This is a genomic window from Streptomyces sp. NPDC015125 (assembly GCF_043080045.1).
Lineage (GTDB): Bacteria > Actinomycetota > Actinomycetes > Streptomycetales > Streptomycetaceae > Streptomyces.
Map to the genome: position 1 here is coordinate 20,372 of NZ_JBIBVF010000014.1, position 16,546 is coordinate 36,917.

Annotated in this window: 10 protein-coding genes; 4 read left to right on the forward strand and 6 right to left on the reverse strand. The window is 72.5% G+C overall.

From position 1 onward, the window contains the following. Positions 1–322: 322 nt before the first annotated feature. The 3 genes from ACF088_RS25940 to ACF088_RS25950 form a co-directional block, all read right to left on the reverse strand. A complete protein-coding gene (locus tag ACF088_RS25940; RefSeq protein ID WP_392378364.1) occupies positions 323–1,543 on the reverse strand; it encodes a branched-chain amino acid ABC transporter substrate-binding protein in 1,221 nt (406 codons plus the stop codon). A 484-nt stretch (positions 1,544–2,027) separates the two neighbouring features. After that, a complete protein-coding gene (locus ACF088_RS25945; protein ID WP_392378211.1) occupies positions 2,028–2,501 on the reverse strand; it encodes a PaaI family thioesterase in 474 nt (157 codons plus the stop codon). Positions 2,502–2,617: 116 nt separating this feature from the next. Then, positions 2,618–4,921 (reverse strand): FdhF/YdeP family oxidoreductase, encoded by a 2,304-nt coding sequence (locus tag ACF088_RS25950; protein WP_392378212.1) that lies wholly within the window; start codon positions 4,919–4,921, stop codon positions 2,618–2,620. Between the two features lie 342 nt (positions 4,922–5,263). On the opposite strand from ACF088_RS25950, the gene polA reads away from it, so the two are divergent. Continuing rightward, positions 5,264–8,002 (forward strand): DNA polymerase I, encoded by a 2,739-nt coding sequence (polA, locus tag ACF088_RS25955; protein WP_392378213.1) that lies wholly within the window; start codon positions 5,264–5,266, stop codon positions 8,000–8,002. Positions 8,003–8,079: 77 nt separating this feature from the next. Here the strand turns inward: polA and ACF088_RS25960 are convergent, their stop codons facing one another. Next, positions 8,080–9,075: a DUF4184 family protein gene (locus ACF088_RS25960; protein ID WP_392378214.1), complete on the reverse strand. Its 996-nt coding sequence runs from the start codon at positions 9,073–9,075 to the stop codon at positions 8,080–8,082. A 151-nt stretch (positions 9,076–9,226) separates the two neighbouring features. Here ACF088_RS25960 and ACF088_RS25965 point away from each other — a divergent pair, with 151 nt between their 5' ends. The 3 genes from ACF088_RS25965 to ACF088_RS25975 all read left to right on the forward strand — a co-directional run bounded on the left by ACF088_RS25965 (position 9,227) and on the right by ACF088_RS25975 (position 12,559). After that, entirely contained in the window at positions 9,227–11,026 is a 1,800-nt protein-coding gene (locus tag ACF088_RS25965; RefSeq protein ID WP_392378215.1) for a lytic transglycosylase, read from the forward strand. A gap of 270 nt (positions 11,027–11,296) precedes the next feature. Next, the gene (locus ACF088_RS25970; protein ID WP_381651830.1) at positions 11,297–11,431 is read left to right on the forward strand and encodes an SPW_0924 family protein; all 135 of its coding nucleotides are present in this window, start codon (positions 11,297–11,299) and stop codon (positions 11,429–11,431) included. A 111-nt stretch (positions 11,432–11,542) separates the two neighbouring features. Continuing rightward, on the forward strand, positions 11,543–12,559 hold the full coding sequence (locus tag ACF088_RS25975) for a DUF3068 domain-containing protein (RefSeq protein WP_392378216.1): 1,017 nt from the start codon (positions 11,543–11,545) through the stop codon (positions 12,557–12,559). Positions 12,560–12,610: 51 nt separating this feature from the next. On the opposite strand, the gene ACF088_RS25980 is transcribed toward ACF088_RS25975, so the two are convergent. Further along, on the reverse strand, positions 12,611–15,250 hold the full coding sequence (locus ACF088_RS25980) for an ATP-dependent RNA helicase (protein WP_392378217.1): 2,640 nt from the start codon (positions 15,248–15,250) through the stop codon (positions 12,611–12,613). Positions 15,251–15,434: 184 nt separating this feature from the next. Next, the gene (locus ACF088_RS25985) at positions 15,435–16,259 is read right to left on the reverse strand and encodes a class I SAM-dependent methyltransferase (RefSeq protein ID WP_392378218.1); all 825 of its coding nucleotides are present in this window, start codon (positions 16,257–16,259) and stop codon (positions 15,435–15,437) included. Between the last annotated feature and the right edge of the window lie 287 nt (positions 16,260–16,546).

Below are 16,546 nucleotides of genomic sequence, written 5' to 3' on the forward strand. Positions count from 1 at the left end.
GTGTGAGGGATCCGGGCCGGCTGGGTGTCAGGGATCGGGGCCGGCCAGAAGCGCGGGATGCGGGCCGGCTGGGAGTGCGGGGTCCGGGCCCGCCGGGTGTGCGGGATGCGGGCCGGCGGGGAGTAAGCGATCCGGGCCTGTCAAAAGCGCGGGATCCGGACCGGCCGGAGTACGGGGTCCGGGCCGGCCGGTCAAGAGAGATTCAGGCCGGGTGCAAGTGAGCAGCGCCCGCATTCCGGGGTGCCGCGGTGTGCCACGGGCCGCGCCAGGGTCATTGGTGCGTCCTGGCGCGGCCCGGGGTGAGGTGGTGCGGTGCGGTCGGTCAGCTCTTGTCGAACTTCTTGAATTCGGCGCTGAAGCGGGAGGCCCAGGCGCCCTTGTCGACCTGGTAAGCGGTGATCATGGTGTTGGTGGTGTCGCCGTATTTGTCGAAGGCGATGGGGCCCGTGACGCCGTCGAAGGTCACCTTGTTCATGGCGTCGACGACCTGCTTGCGGGCGTCGTCGGGGAGCTTGCCGTCGTTGGCTTCGATGACCTTTTTGACGGCCTGGATGACAGCCCAGGTGGCGTCGTAGGTGGAGCCGCCGTAGGCCTCGTAGCCCTCCTTGAAGCCGGCTGCTTTGTATCCGGCGATGAACTTCTTGGCGGAGGGGAGCTCTTCGACGGGCTTGCCGACGGAGGAGGCGTAGTCGCCCTGCGCCTTCTTGTTCAGCTTGATGTAGTCGCTGCTGTACATGCCGTCGCCGCCCATGACGGGGGCGGTGACGCCGCCGTCCTTGAGCTGCTGGCTGAGGGGGCCGGAGGCGGGGTATTCGCCGCCGTAGAAGACCAGGTCGGGTTTGGCGGACTTGACCTTGGAGACGACGGCCTTGAAGTCGCGGTCGTCGGGGCTGACGTGCTCGGTGCCGACGATCTTGCCGCCGAGTTTGGCGAACTGGTCCTTGAAGGAGGAGGCGAGGCCCACGCCGTAGGTCTTCTGGTCGTCGATGACGTAGGCCTTCTTGGCCTTCATCTTCTCCCAGGCGTACTGGCCGTCGAAGGCGCCCTGGACCTCGTCCGTGGTGGCGGTGCGGAAGTAGGTGGGGAACTGGCGGACGCGCTTGTTCTGCTTCCAGTCCTTGCCCTGGGTGAGGTCGGGGGTGGTGTTCGCCGGGGAGATCAGCGTGAGGTTGTTCTGTTTGGAGACCTGCTGCATGGACTGGGCGACGCCGGAGTTGAGGGGGCCGATGACGCCGAGGACGTCCTTGTCGCCGGCGAGTTTGGTGGCGTTCTGCTGGCCGACGTTCGGCAGGGCCTTGTCGTCGAGGGCTTCGAGTTTGAAGGTGACGCCCTTGACCTCGCCGGCTTTGTTGGCGTTGTTGACGGCGAGCTGGGCGGAGTTGCGGATGCCCAGGCCCAGCGCGGAGAGCTCGCCGGTGGTGGGGGCGTCGAGGCCGATGACGACCGTGGACTTTCCTTCGCCGCTCTTGTTGTCGTCGCCGCGCGAACCGCACGCGGAGAGCGTGAGGGCGCCGGTGGTGACTGCGGTGGTGAGGATGAGCAAGGAACGGTGACGCACGATCAGTCCTTTCCCTGGCGCGGCCACGGCTGTCGCATGGCCGTCTCGCTCGCCGGGCTGTACGGGCCGTACAAGGTCCGTGCGTGCAGCGTGCCCGGCGGCGCGGTGACTGGCGGTGACTCTAGAGCGGTGTTCGTCGTACCGGCAGAGGCGCTGACCAGGATGTGACGCTCTTGTTATGACCTTCGATGAGCGTTATGCCGTTATGGTCCTTACACCGGAGGGCGAACGCGGTGCGGAGGGTGAACTCGCACTTCCACGGGGGGATGGGGCGTGCGGTGACGAAGCGGCGTCCGGATAGCGGATGCGGTGTGCGCGGGGACGCCCAGGGCCTTGTGGGGGACGGAAGTTGGGGCCGTCGCCGTAGGGCGCGCGTGTTACGCAGCGTTACGGGAATGCGTACGGCCCCGCTCCCGGAATCCGGGTGCGGGGCCGTACGGGCGGCCGGCGGTCCGCCGGCCGGTGCCGGTCAGCTGCGGTAGACGTCGGCGTCCGTCTCGCGCAGCAGGCAGGTCAGGCGGGCGGTGCAGACCCGCTTGTCGTGTTCGTCGGTGATGACGATTTCGTAGGTGGCCGTGGACCGGCCGCGGTGTACGGGGGTGGCGACGCCGGTGACCAGACCGGAGCGGGCAGCGCGGTGGTGGGTGCAGTTGAGGTCGACACCCACCGCGATCTTGGTGGGGCCGCCGTGCAGCATGGAGCCGACGGAGCCGAGGGTTTCGGCCAGGACGGCGGAGGCGCCGCCGTGCAGGAGTCCGTAGGGCTGGGTGTTGCCCTCGACGGGCATGGTGCCGACGACGCGCTCGGGGGCGGCTTCGGTGACCTGCACGCTCATCCGTTCACCGAGGTGTCCGGCGGAGAAGAAGGACGGCAGGTCGAGGCCGAGGCCGGCCCACTGGTCGAGGATCTCCTGCGGAAACTTGGTCGTGCTCTGCTCACCCATGCCTACGGCTCCGTTCGCTCGCCCGTGATCGTCGTCGATCCGTGCCTGTTCCTATCAGGCCCCTGAGCAAGCGCTCAGCGCGGGGTTGTGCTTCCCGCCGGCCGGCCCGGTGGTGGTCAGTCCTGGGGCCGGGGGCTCTCCATGCGGATCACGATCGACTTGGCGGCGGGGGTGTTGCTGGTGTCGGCGGTGTGGTCGAGCGGGATGAGGACATTGGTCTCGGGGTAGTAGGCCGCCGCGCAGCCGCGGGCCGTCGGGTAGTGGACCACCCGGAAGCCGGGTGCGCGCCGCTCGCTGCCGTCCGTCCATTCGCTGACCAGGTCGGTGTACGCCCCGTCGGCCAGGCCCCGTTCGCGGGCGTCGTCGGGGTGGACGAGGACGACGCGGCGGCCGTTCTTGATGCCGCGGTAGCGGTCGTCGAGGCCGTAGATGGTGGTGTTGTACTGGTCGTGGGAGCGCAGGGTCTGCAGCAGCAGCCGTCCTTCGGGGACGGCGGGGTATTCGACGGGCGCGGCGGTGAAGTTGGCCTTCCCCGTGGCGGTGGGGAAGCTACGGCTGTCCCGGGGGGCGTGCGGGAGGGCGAAGCCTCCGGGGCGGGCGACCTTGGTGTTGAAGTCCTCGAAGCCCGGGATGACGTGGGCGATGCGGTCCCGGATCGTCGCGTAGTCCTTCTCGAACTCCTCCCAGGGGGTGCGGCTGGCCTCGCCCAGGACGCGGCGGGCCAGGCGGGCGACGATGGCGGTCTCGGACAGCAGTTGGGGGCTCGCGGGTGCCAGGCGGCCCCGGGAGGCGTGCACCATGCCCATGGAGTCCTCGACGGTCACGAACTGTTCGGTGTGCTTCCCGTCCGGGCCGGTCTGGACATCGCGTTCGGTGCGGCCCAGGGTCGGCAGGATCAGCGCACGGGCGCCGGTGATCGCATGCGAGCGGTTGAGCTTGGTGGAGACATGGACGGTCAGCCGGGCGCGGCGCATGGCGGCCTCGGTGACGTCGGTGTCGGGGGTGGCGGCCACGAAGTTGCCGCCCATCGCGAAGAACACCTTGGCCTGCCCGTCGCGCAGTGCGCGGATGGCGCGGACGACGTCGAGTCCGTGCTCCCGGGGCGGGGCGAAGCCGAACTCCTTCTCCAGGGCGTCGAGGAAGGCGGGCGCGGGGCGCTCGAAGATGCCCATGGTGCGGTCGCCCTGGACGTTGCTGTGGCCGCGTACGGGGCAGACGCCGGCCCCTGGGCGGCCGATGTTGCCGCGCAGCAGAAGGAAGTTGACGACTTCCTGGATGGTGGGGACGGAGTGCTTGTGCTGGGTCAGGCCCATCGCCCAGCACACGATGGTGCGGCGCGAGGCGAGGATCATGGCCAGGGCGCGGTCGATCTCCTCGTGGGTCAGGCCGGTGGCGCGCAGCGTCTCGTCCCGGTCGTCGTCGGCGCGGGCCTGCTGCGCGAACTCCTCGAAGCCGTGGGTGTGGGCGCGGATGAAGTCCTCGTCGAGGGCGCCGTCGGTGTCGAGGAGGAGGCGGTTGAGGGCGCGGAAGAGCGCCTGGTCGCCGCCGAGGCGGACCTGGAGGAAGAGATCGGTGAGCGCGGTGCCGCCGCCGGCCAGGCCGCGCGGGGTCTGCGGGTTCTTGAAGCGCTCCAGGCCGGCTTCGGGCAGCGGATTGATCGAGATGATCTTCGTGCCGCCTGCCTTGGCCTTCTCCAGGGCGGTGAGCATCCGGGGGTGGTTGGTGCCCGGGTTCTGCCCGGCGATGATGATCAGGTCGGCCTGGTAGAGGTCCTCCAGCAGGACGCTGCCCTTGCCGATGCCGATGGTCTCCGTCAGCGCGGAGCCCGACGACTCGTGGCACATGTTGGAGCAGTCGGGGAGGTTGTTGGTGCCGAATTCGCGGGCGAAGAGCTGGTAGAGGAAGGCGGCCTCGTTGCTGGTGCGGCCGGAGGTGTAGAAGACGGCCTCGTCGGGGGAGCCGAGGGCGGTCAGCTCCTCGCCGATGATGTCGAAGGCCCGCTGCCAGGTCACCGGCTCGTAGTGGTCGGCGCCCTCGGGGAGGTACATGGGGTGGGTGAGGCGGCCCTGCTGGCCGAGCCAGTAGCCGCTGCGGGTCGCGAGGTCGGCGACGGCGTGGTCGGCGAAGAAGTCCGGGGTGACGCGGCGCAGGGTGGCCTCTTCGGCGACGGCCTTGGCACCGTTCTCGCAGAATTCGGCGGTGTGCGGCGTGCCGGGGTCGGGCCAGGCGCAGCCGGGGCAGTCGAAGCCGTCGCGCTGGTTGACGCGCAGGAGGGTCAGGGCGGTACGGCGCACGCCCATCTGCTGCTGGGAGATGCGCAGGGCATGGGTGATGGCCGGCAGGCCGACGGCGGAGCGCTGGGGTTCGCCGACCTGGGGCGCGTCCTGGGCGGGGTCCGATGCGGGCGGCTTGCCTGCCATGGCGCTCTCCCTTGAGCCGTGAGCTGCTCGCTCCACCGGGTGCGGCGGATCGTTGCTGTACACATCTGATCCTGTCACGGACGCGAGGGGTGGTGTAGGGGCGAGTGGGGGTGCGCCTGCGCCGGGGCGCCCGGGGCGGCCCGGTGGGGCGTCGGGCCGGGGCGTGTGCGGAGGCGGCCGGGACGGTGTCCGGTGGCGGTCCGGGGTGGTGTGCGGAAGCGGTGGGGGCGGTGTCCGGCGACGGTCCGGGGCCGGCCCGGAGCGGGGCCGGGGCCGGGCTGCGGCGAGGTGTGGCGACCGTCGCGGCGGGGATTGTCAGTGGGGCGTGGCAGGATCGGGGGCGTGGCAGCAAAGGCAGCGAAGAAGAGCGAAGCGACCGGCACCGAGGCGGCGGCGGGCGGCCGTCCCCGACTGCTCCTGATGGACGGGCATTCCATGGCATACCGGGCGTTCTTCGCCCTGCCCGTGGAGAATTTCACGACCGTCACGGGACAACCGACCAATGCGATCTACGGCTTCGCGTCGATGCTCGCGAACACCCTGCGCGACGAGGCGCCCACGCACTTCGCGGTGGCCTTCGACGTCTCGCGCAAGACCTGGCGGTCCGAGGAGTTCGCCGACTACAAGGCGAACCGTTCCAAGACCCCCGACGAGTTCAAGGGCCAGGTCGAGCTGATCGGCGAGCTGCTCGACGCGATGCACGTCAAGCGGTTCGCGGTCGAGGGCTTCGAGGCCGACGACGTCATCGCCACGCTCACCGAGCAGGCCACCGCCCAGGGCTTCGAGGTCTCGATCGTCACGGGCGACCGCGACTCCTTCCAGCTGGTCTCCGACGACGTCACGGTCCTCTACCCCACCAAGGGCGTCTCGGAGCTGACCCGCTTCACCCCGGAGAAGGTCTTCGAGAAGTACGGCCTGACCCCCGCCCAGTACCCGGACTTCGCCGCGCTGCGCGGCGACCCGTCGGACAACCTCCCCGGTATCCCGGGCGTCGGCGAGAAGACCGCCACGAAGTGGATCAACCAGTTCGGTTCGTTCGCGGAGTTGGTGGAGCGCGCCGAGGAGGTCAAGGGCAAGGCGGGCGTCAACCTCCGCGAGCACCTGGATGCCGTGAAGCTCAACCGCCGGCTCACGGAGATGGTGCGCGATGTCGCGCTGCCGTGCGGCCCGGCGGAGCTGACCCGCGAGGCGTACGACCGCGAGGCGCTCACGGTGTTCCTCAACGGCCTGGAGATCCGCAACCAGGGCCTGCGCGACCGGCTGCACGCCGTCGACCCCGGAGCGGCCGAGGCCGCCGAGGAGGCCGCCCCGGCCCCGGGCGTCGAGGTGGACGGCACGGTCCTCGGTACCGGCGAACTCGCTCCGTGGCTGGCCGAACACGGCACGGGCCCGCTGGGTGTGGCCACGGTCGACGTATGGACGCTGGGCAGCGGCAGTGTCGCCGAGGTGGCGCTGGCGGCCCCCGCGGGCCCGGCCGCCTGGTTCGACCCGTCCCAGCTCGACGAGGCCGACGAGCAGGCCTTCGCCGCCTGGAGCGCGGACGCCGCCCGTCCCAAGGTGATGCACAACGCCAAGGGCCTGATGCGGGTCTTCGGCGAGCACGGCTGGCGCATCGAGGGCGTCACCATGGACACCGCCCTGGCCGCCTATCTGGTCAAGCCCGGCCGCCGCTCCTTCGCGCTGGACGCGCTCTCCCTCGAATACCTGGGGCGTGATCTCGCCCCGGCCGCGGCGGGCGACGGCCAGCTGGCGTTCGGCGCGGACGAGGAGGCCGAGGCGGACGCCCTGATGGGGCAGGCCCGTACGGTCCTCGACCTGGGGACGGCCTTCGAGTCGAAGCTGGCGGAGGTCGGCGCGGCCGACCTGCTGCGCGAGGTGGAGCTGCCGACCAGCGAGCTGCTGGCCCGGTTGGAGCGGGCCGGCATCGCCGCGGACCGGGGCTGGCTGGAGCGGATGGAGCAGCAGTTCGCGGGGGCGGTGCAGCAGGCCGTCAAGGAGGCGCATGCCGCCGCGGGCCACGAGTTCAACCTCGGTTCGCCCAAGCAGCTGCAGGAAGTCCTCTTCGGTGAGCTGGGCCTGCCCAAGACCAAGAAGACGAAGACGGGGTACACGACCGACGCCGATGCCCTCGCCTGGCTGGCGGCGCAGACCGACAACGAACTCCCGGTGATCATGCTCAGGCACCGTGAGCAGGCCAAGCTGCGGACGACCGTCGAGGGCCTGATCAAGACCATCGGCGCCGACGGCCGTATCCACACCACCTTCAACCAGACCGTGGCGGCCACCGGACGGCTGTCCTCCACGGACCCCAATCTGCAGAACATCCCGGTGCGTACGGACGAGGGCCGGGCGATCCGCCGCGGGTTCGTCGTCGGTGAGGGCTTCGAGTCGCTGCTGACCGCCGACTACAGCCAGATCGAGCTGCGGGTGATGGCGCACCTCTCCGAGGACGAGGGCCTGATCGAGGCGTTCACCTCCGGTGAGGATCTGCACACCACCGTCGCCTCCCATGTCTTCTCGGTCGACAAGACCCAGGTCGACCCGGAGATGCGCCGCAAGATCAAGGCGATGTCCTACGGCCTGGCGTACGGTCTGTCGGCGTTCGGCCTCTCCCAGCAGCTGGGCATCCAGCCCGACGAGGCCCGCAAGCTGATGGACAACTTCTTCGAGCGCTTCGGTGGGGTGCGCGACTACCTCCAGCGCGTCGTGGAGGAGGCCCGCGCCATCGGCTACACCGAGACCATGCTCGGCCGCCGCCGCTACCTCCCCGACCTCAACAGCGACAACCGCCAGCGCCGCGAAATGGCCGAGCGGATGGCGCTGAACGCCCCGATCCAGGGCACCGCGGCCGATATCGTCAAGATCGCGATGCTGCGGGTCGACGCGGCGCTGCGGGCCGCCGGGCTGCAGTCCCGGATGCTGCTCCAGGTCCATGACGAAATCGTCGTCGAGGTCGCCCCCGGCGAGCGCAAGAAGGTCGAGGAACTGCTCCGCCGGGAGATGGCCGCGGCGGTCCAGCTGAGCGCCCCGTTGGACGTCTCGGTCGGCTCCGGCAAGGACTGGGAGTCGGCGGCGCACTGAGGACGGCACAGGCCGGGGCGGTCCGGAGCGGGCGCCCACAGCTCACTTCGGCGCCGCCCGGCCCGCCGCCGATGCCGTCAGTCGGCGCCGGGGGTCAGGGCCTCCGGGCCGGCGGCCGCCCCGGACACGGTCGTGACCGGGACGCGGGGGACCGGCCCGGACCGGCGCGTCCGCCGGACCAGCAGGTGTACGCCCAGCGCATACAGCAGCAGTCCGGCAGCCAGGCCCGCGCCCGCGCCGAAGAGCACCGCCGGAAGGTAGTCGAACCAGCCCGCCCCCGGGCCGTAGGCCGCGCGCGCCCGCAGCGTGCGGTGTACCGCACCCGCCGCCACACACAGCACGAGCGGGGCGCTCAGCAGCAACCGCAGCCGTACGGTCAGCGCTGCTGCCGCGCCGCTCACGGACGGCCCGCTCACGGATGGCCCGGTCACGGATGGCCCGGTCACGGACGGCCCGGTCACGGATGGCCCGCTCACGGGCGGTCCGGACGTCGCGGCACCGCCGCTGGCTCGGCCCCGTAGCGCCGACCACAAGAACCCTCCCATCGCCACCAGGGCGAGCGCCGAGGTGCCGTACTGCAGAAAGGTGCAGACCGGCAGGCCGCCCGCCGTACCGTCCAGGCCCGGAACCAGCCGGGTACCCCAGCGGCCCGGGTGGGTGAAGGCGTCCCAGACGACATGGCTCGCCGCCCCGAGCACCGCGGAGAGAAGGAACCAGCCCGCGAGAGCGGCGAGTTCGCGGGCACCTCGGGGTCTCCAGGGCCGCCCGCGCAGGAGCGCCTGGACCGGACCCCGCCATCCCCGGGGCAGCAGCGTCAGCAGCGGTTCGCGCAGCAGCAGCCAGCCGCCGACGAGCGCCGCGGTGACCAGGACGTCCACGGTCAGCACTCCGGGCAGCGAGTGGGTGACCTCGCCGAACGTCATGGCGCCCGGCACCAGGCTGTCCGCGTAGTAGGTCATGTCCGGTGCGAACGACCCCGCCACGAGCGCCGAGGCGACCAACGGACCACGTGCCGCGCCGGTCCGCCGGATGGCGGGGAGCACGGCAGCGGCATGACTGAGCGTGAACGGCATGACACCTCTCCTCGATCGATTCGGCTCATTATGTGTCCGATGTTGGTGGTAGATGCCGGGCCCGAGTTGTCGTAGTGTCACCTGAGTTGGAGCGCTGGGGAGCGCAACACCGCGTCAGGGGCGCGGTAGGGCAACGCGGAGGGGACCACGTATGGCAGCCACATTCCGAAGGCGGCTCCGGAGGGGAGCGGCCTCGACAGCGGTGGCGGCCGTGGTGCTCGCCGCCCTGACCGCCTCTCAGGCACCCGCCGCCACAGAGGCCTCGGCCGCCAGGAAACAGAAGCCCGCCCCACCCGCCGACACCCCCATCGACGGTGGTTCGGCGTACTTCACCGACCGGCCGCCCGTCCACCGGCCGGTACCGCCGCACGAGGCGCACCACACCGGCCAGGGCCCCGCCCTCGGCACCGGTCCCGCCGAAGCCGGCCTGCCCGCCACCGTCCTGGCCGCGTACAAGAAGGCCGCCTCGGCGGTCGGCACGTCCGATCCGGGCTGCCGGCTGCCCTGGCAACTGCTCGCCGGAATCGGCAAGGTCGAGTCCGGACAGGCGCGCGGCGGCGCCGTCGACGCCGAGGGCACCACCCTTCAGCCGATTCTCGGCCCGCAGCTCAACGGCCACGGCTTCGCCCTGATCAGGGACACCGACGGCGGCCGCTACGACGGCGACCTCACCCACGACCGTGCCGTGGGCCCGATGCAGTTCATCCCTTCCACCTGGTCCAACGGCGGCCCCGACGGCGCAGGTTGGGGCGCCGACGGCAACGGCGACGGCAAGAAGGACCCGCACAACGTCTTCGACGCCGCGCTCGCCGCGGGCCGCTATCTCTGCGCCGGCGGCCGCGATCTGTCGGACCGGGACGACCTGGACCGGGCGATCCTCGGCTACAACGCATCCGAGGACTATCTGCGGACGGTGCTGTCCTGGTACGCGTTCTACCGCAAGGGCACCCACGAGGTCCCGGACGGCCGGGGCGTCCTTCCGGTGCACCGCGGCGACGTCGGGAAGTCCGGCGGCCACGGCAGCGGCCGTACCGGCGACGCCACGCGCCCCCACCGCAACTCCCCCGCACCGGGCCGGCATGCGGGGTCCGGCGGATCCGGCACCGGCACCGGAACGCCGAACCACCCCGGCAGGCCCGGGGGTTCGGACGGCACCGGCCACACTCCGGGCGGCCATACGGGGACGCCCACCCCGAAGCCCACCCCGAAGCCGCCCACCGAGCCCACCCGGCTCACCGCTCTCGAACGGGTCGGCGACAAGGAGTTGAGCGCCACCGCCGGCACCGAGTTCGCCGCGTCGCCGCGGGTGCGCGCCAAGGACGCCGCCGGCAAGGCCGTCGCCGGAGCCCCCGTTCGCTTCACCCTGCCCAAGACCACCGGCGCCCGCTTCCCCGGTAACGCCACCTCTGTCACCGTCCCCACGGACAAGGACGGCCTCGCCACCGCTCCCACGCTGCGGGCGGGCGACACGGCCGGCTCCTTCACCATCCGGGCCACCGCCGTGGGCCGCACCGCACCCGCCGTCGCCTTCGGCGCCACCGTCAAGGCCAAGCCGGCCCCGAAGGCCGACAAGCTCCTCCGCACCTCGGACAAGGAGCTGACGGCGACCGCGGGGCAGGCCTTCGCCGAGGACGCGGTCGAGGTCGAGGCGACCTACCAGGGCAAGATCGCGCCGGGTGCGGCGATCACCGCGACCATGGTCACCGACGACCCGAAGCAGCCCGAAGAGAACGACAAGGGCCCCTACTTCAAGGACCCCGGGGCCACCGGCGTCGACAAGGGCAAGCCGGTCCGGACCCTCACCGGGCTCACCACCGACGCCCACGGCCTGCTGAAGCTCCCGAAGATCTACACCGATACGCACGCCGGCACGTTCCTGCTGCGGCTGACCACCGCCGACGGCGCCGTACTCACCATCAAGCTGAAGGTCGCCGCCCCGACCGGTTCCTGACCGCACTCCCGGCCCGTCGCCACGGCCGGTCCGGCACCGCGCGGGCCGGTCCGGCACCGCGTCGGCCGGTCCCACACCGCATCGGCCGGTCCCGGCATCATGGCCGGGCCACCAGCCGGGCCACCAGCCGGGCCGGCCGCCGCGCCGGTCCGACACCGCCGTCCCGCCCTCCGTCCAGGGCGGGGCGGCGGTGTCACGTGTTCTCATCTCGGCCGCCCGTTGCTACGGTGCCCCCGCCCTGACGCTGTATCAGCTCTCGGGAGGCCGACCATGCGCGCCCTGACAGCAGCCGCGGCCGGACTGGCCGCGGCGCTCGCCCTCGTGCTCACCCTCGCGGCGATCGGCGCACCCCGCGGCACCACCTCGCCCAAACCGCTGCTGACCACCGTCCCCAAGCACCCCTGAGGGAGGGACGCCACCGCCATGCGCCGTACTGTGCCCACCCGGGGGACCACACCCGCGCCCCCGGCCGGCTCCGCCACCGCAGGCACCGGCCGGGGCGGAGAAGCCCGAGGGATGCGCCGCCCGGCGAGCCTGGTGCTGCTCGCCCTCGCCGTTTTCTTCACCGCCCTGTCCCCGCTGATGCGGTGGTACGCCTTTCCGCGGCTCGCCAAGATCCCGCCCGGCCAGTACCAGGACATGGTCCTGGAGGCCAGGCCCGCCACCCTCCTCGACTACGGGACGATGAAGGCCGAGCGCGTCCCCAAGATCACCATCGTGCAGACCCTCAAGGGCGATGTCGCCGCATCCGAGCGCATCGAGCAGTCCGCGGGCCGCGATGTCGTCGTCTGGGACGCGCTGTCCTACGTCGTGGGCCCCGACGGCAAGATGGTCTCCGAGATCCCCGAGCGCTACCTCTTCGACGCACACACCCAGGAACCCGTGCACGCCACCGGCGAGATGGTCGACGGCGACCCGGTGCGCCGCGAGGGCATCGAGTACAAGTGGCCGTTCCTCACCGAGAAGCGCGACTACGCCTACTTCGACGCCCAGACCCGCACCTCGGCCCCCATCCACTACAAGGGCACCCGCACCTTCCACGGCCTGGAGGTCTACTACTTCGAGCAGACCATCCCCTGGACCAAGGTCGCCCTCCCCAAGAAGATGCCGGTCAAGGGCATCACCCCCGCGTCCGTCGAGAAGATGGGCACCACCCGCTGGTACACCACCAAGCGGATGTTCTGGGTGGAGCCGGTCACCGGCGCGCCGGTCAACGGCCAGGAGATCCACCAGGAGGAGCTGCGCGGCGGCCAACTGCTGCCCGGGGGCGGCAAGGTCACCGCGTTCGCCGGCCATGTGAAGATGCGCGACGACTACATCGACTCCACCGTGGCCCTGGTGACCTCGCAGCGCACCCTCGTCCTGCTGCTCACCCGCTACCTCCCCTGGGGATTCCTGGTGCTCGGCGCCGCATTGCTCGCCCTGAGCCTGCACCTCGAAGCCCGCAACCGCCGCCCCCGCGCTCCGGCGGCCCGGCCGCCCGCCCCCGCGCCGTCGTCGTCCGGCAACGGCGTTGTCAGTGCCGGCCCGTAACGTGGAAGCATGACGTCAGCGAGCCGCCTCCGCGCCCCTCCGGCCCCGCGCTCAGCCCCGCTTGAGCCGCGCCGAGGTGTGCCGGGTCGGCTCGGCCGCCGAAGGGTCCTCCGGCCAGGGATGCTTGGGGTAGCGCCCGCGCAACTCCGCGCGTACGGACCGGTATCCGTCCCGCCAGAACGAGGCGAGATCCGCCGTGACGGCCGCCGGACGCCCCGCGGGGGACAGCAGATGCACCAGCACGGGTACCCGCCCGCCGGCCACCCGCGGCGACTCCTGCAGGCCGAACAACTCCTGGAGTTTGACGGCCAGCACCGGCTGCGCACCCTCGTAATCCACCCGTACCCGCGAACCACTCGGCACCTCGATGCGCTCCGGTGCCAGCTCGTCGAAGCGCGCCGCGTCCCCGGTCGCCCAGGGCAGCAGCCGGGCCAGCGCCTGCCCCGCATCGACCCGTGCCAGATCGGCCCGCCGCCGCGCCCGGCCGAGCTCCACCCCCAGCCACTCCTCGACGCGCTCCAGCAGCGCCGCGTCCGACACATCGGGCCACGGCGGGCCCAGCTCCCGGTGCAGAAACGCCAGCCGCTGCCGCAGCGACGCCGCCGCGGGCGGCCACCGCAGCAGGCCGAAACCCTCCCGCCGCAGCCCCGACACCACCGCCTCCCGCAGCAGCCCGGGGTCGGGCGCGGTCAGCGGCCGGGACGCCAGCTCGATCGCCCCCAGCCGGGTCACGCTCCTGGCCACCACGTCACCGTCCGCCCAGCGCACCTCCTCACCCGAGGAGCGCAGCGCCCGCGCCGCGGCACATGCCGTCTCCTCGTCGATCACCGCCGCGAGCCGCACCCGCGCCGACACCGCCGCCACCGGTCGGTCCGCCACCGCAATCGCCAGCCACCCCGCATCCCGCAGCCCCGATCCGCCGCCCCCGTCCGCAGGCCCCGCGCGGTGCCCCCGCCCGGCCTGCGCCCCCGGGCCCGGCCCTGCCCCCGCCAACTCCGCCCCGGTCCCGGATGCCATGAGGTAACTCCCGCCCCCGCGGGCGCGTGCCACCCGCTCCGGGAAGGCCAACGCGGCAAGGAGGCCGGCGACCGCATCGTCGGTGACCGCTGCCGCCGTGCCGCCCCCGGCTCCGGGCCCGGAGCCTTTAAGGGCGTCCGCGCCCGACCCGGCCCGCGGCTCCCCGGCCGCCGACGCCAAGCGCCGTGCCTCCTGCCGCCACCTCGCTCCGTACGCATCGCCGCCCCGCCGCGCGGTGCGCCACGCCGCCGCCAGATCGTCCCCGTACGCCCGCGGCGGTTCCTCGCTCAGCAGGGCGACCACCTCCGCGGCGCGGCGCACGCCGACCTCGGGTGCGCCGTCCAGCAGGGCGCGCGCCAGCCGGGGGTGCAGCCCGAGCCGTGCCATCCGTACCCCCCGCGCCGTTGCCCGGCCGGTCCCGTCCACCGCACCGATCGCCGTCAGCACCTCCCGTGCCGCGGCCAGTGCACCGGTCGGCGGCGCGTCGAGCAGGGCGAGACCGCCGGCCGTCGGATCGCCCCAGCAGGCCGCCTGCAAGGCGAACGCCGTCAGATCGGCGACCTTGATCTCCGGATCGGGGAACGCCGGCAGTCGCCCGTCCTCGCCCTCCGACCAGCAGCGGTACACCACACCCGGTGCCTCGCGCCCCGCCCGTCCGGCGCGCTGACGGGCCGCCGCCCGGGAGGCCCGCACGGTCGTGAGCGCGCTGAGCCCCCGCGCATGATCCGTCCGCGGCACCCGCGCCAGCCCGCTGTCCACCACCACCCGCACCCCCGGCACGGTCAGGCTGGACTCGGCCACCGAGGTCGCCAGCACCACTCTGCGCAGGCCGCCCCCGCCCGCCAGTACCGCGTCCTGCACCTCGGCCGGAGCCCGCCCGTGCACCTGCAGCACCTCGGCGTCCACCCCGGCCAGCTCCCCGGCGACCCGCCCGATCTCCCCGACGCCGGGGAGGAAACACAGCACATCACCCGTCTGCTCGCGCAGCGCCCGCCGCACCACCGCCGCCACCTGCGCCAGCAGCGCCGGGTCGACGCGCATCCCGTGTGCCGGCCGCACCGGCCGCTCCGGCGGTGCCCACACCACCCCCACCGGATGCGACACACCCGCCGCCTCGACCACCGGCGCCGGGCCCTGGGGGCCGCCCAGCAGCCGTGCCCAGCCCTCGGCATCCGTCGTGGCCGACGCCGCCACCAGCCGCAGCTCGGGCCGCAAGGTCTCCCGTACGTCCAGGAGGAACGCCGCGGAGGTATCGGCGTCGAGATGCCGCTCATGACACTCGTCGAGTACCACCACATCGACGCCCGCCAGCTCCGGATCGCGCTGCAGCCGCTGCAGCAGCACCCCGGTCGTCACCACTTCCACGGTGGTACGGGGCCCGGCCCGGCGCTCCCCGCGCACCGTGAACCCGACCCGGTCCCCTGTCTTCTCGCCCAGCAGCCAGGCCATCCGCCGCGCGGCCGCACGGGCCGCGATCCGGCGCGGCTCCGCGACCAGCACCCGCCGCTTCGGTCCCTCCCCGGTCAGGCCCGCCAGCTCCAGCGGCACCAGTGTCGTCTTGCCGGTGCCCGGCGGGGCGCACAGCACCGCGGCACCGGGTCCGTCGAGGGCGGCGCGCAGCGCGGGCAGCGCGGTACGCACGGGCAGCTGGTCAAGGGCGTCACGGCGGATCACGCCCCCAGTCTGCCGCCCCGGCGAGGTCCGCCGGCCGGCTGCCCCGGGGGCACCGCAGGGGCACCGCCTGCCGAGCGCTTGTGCCTGCCCTGCCGGCGTGGCCGACGGCACTGCACCGCCAAGCCGACACGGCCGGTCCGTCAAGCCGACCCGGCCGGTCCGTCAAGCCGACACCGCCGGTCCGCTAAGGAGCCACCGCCGAGCACACGAAGATCGCCGTCCCCGGGATCAGATGCCCGCGCAGCGGGGACCAGCCGCCCCACTCCTGGGTGTTCCATTCGGGCCATTCCGGCTCGACGAGGTCCTCCAGCCGGAATCCGGCGGCCACCACGTCCCGTACCCGGTCGCCCAGCGTCCGGTGGTGCTCGACGTACACGGCCCGGCCGGACTCGTCCTGCTCGACGTACGGCGTGCGGTCGAAGTAGGAAGCCCCCACCGACAGCCCCTCGGGCCCCGGCTCGTCGGGGAAAGCCCAGCGGATCGGGTGCGAGACGGAGAAGACGAACCGGCCGCCCGGCCGCAGTACCCGGCGCACCTCGCGCAGCACCCGCACCGGATCGGCGACGAACGGCAGCGCGCCGTACGCGGAACACGCGAGGTCGAAGCCACCGTCGCGGAACGGCAGCGCCCCGGCGTCCGCCTCGACCAGATCGAGGGCGTCGTCGCCCGGCCCACCGGCGATCCGCAGTGCGTGCTGCAACTGCCGGTGTGAGATGTCGAGCGCCACCGGGAGCGCGCCCTGCGCCGCCAGCCAGCGGGAACACTGCGCCGCACCGGCTCCGATCTCCAGGATCCGGCGCCCCTTGAGTTCGGCCGCCGGCCCGAGCAGCGCGGCGTCCGCCTCGTCCAGTCCCTCGGGACCCCAGACGAACCGGTCGTCCCCGAGGAAGGAACCGTGCTCGCTCTGGTACTCGTCCGCGTTGCCGTCCCACCAGCCCCGGCTGGCCCGGCTGCTTTCGGTGTCCGAGGCGTCACGGCGAGTCGCCTCCGGCTCGTGCTCTTGGTTCATGGCGCCCGTCGTCGTAGTGTTCGCTCTGCTTGTCGCTGCAGGGACTGTGAGGCCGTTCGACCTCGCGGAACATCGCGTGTGCCGGTTATGGGGCGTTCTGCCCCCGGTGTGCGCGTTCGCGCATTGACCGGGTCCGGCTGCCCCCGTATGCTACAAGTTGCGCTGCGGGCTTGCGCGCCTCAGACGGAGCAGGCTGCGCTCGCATCTGTATGTATGTCCCCTCGGTTTTGAGGCGATCTCGGGTCGCTCCGGATGTTCAGGCATCCGCGGGCTTCCGGCGATTACGT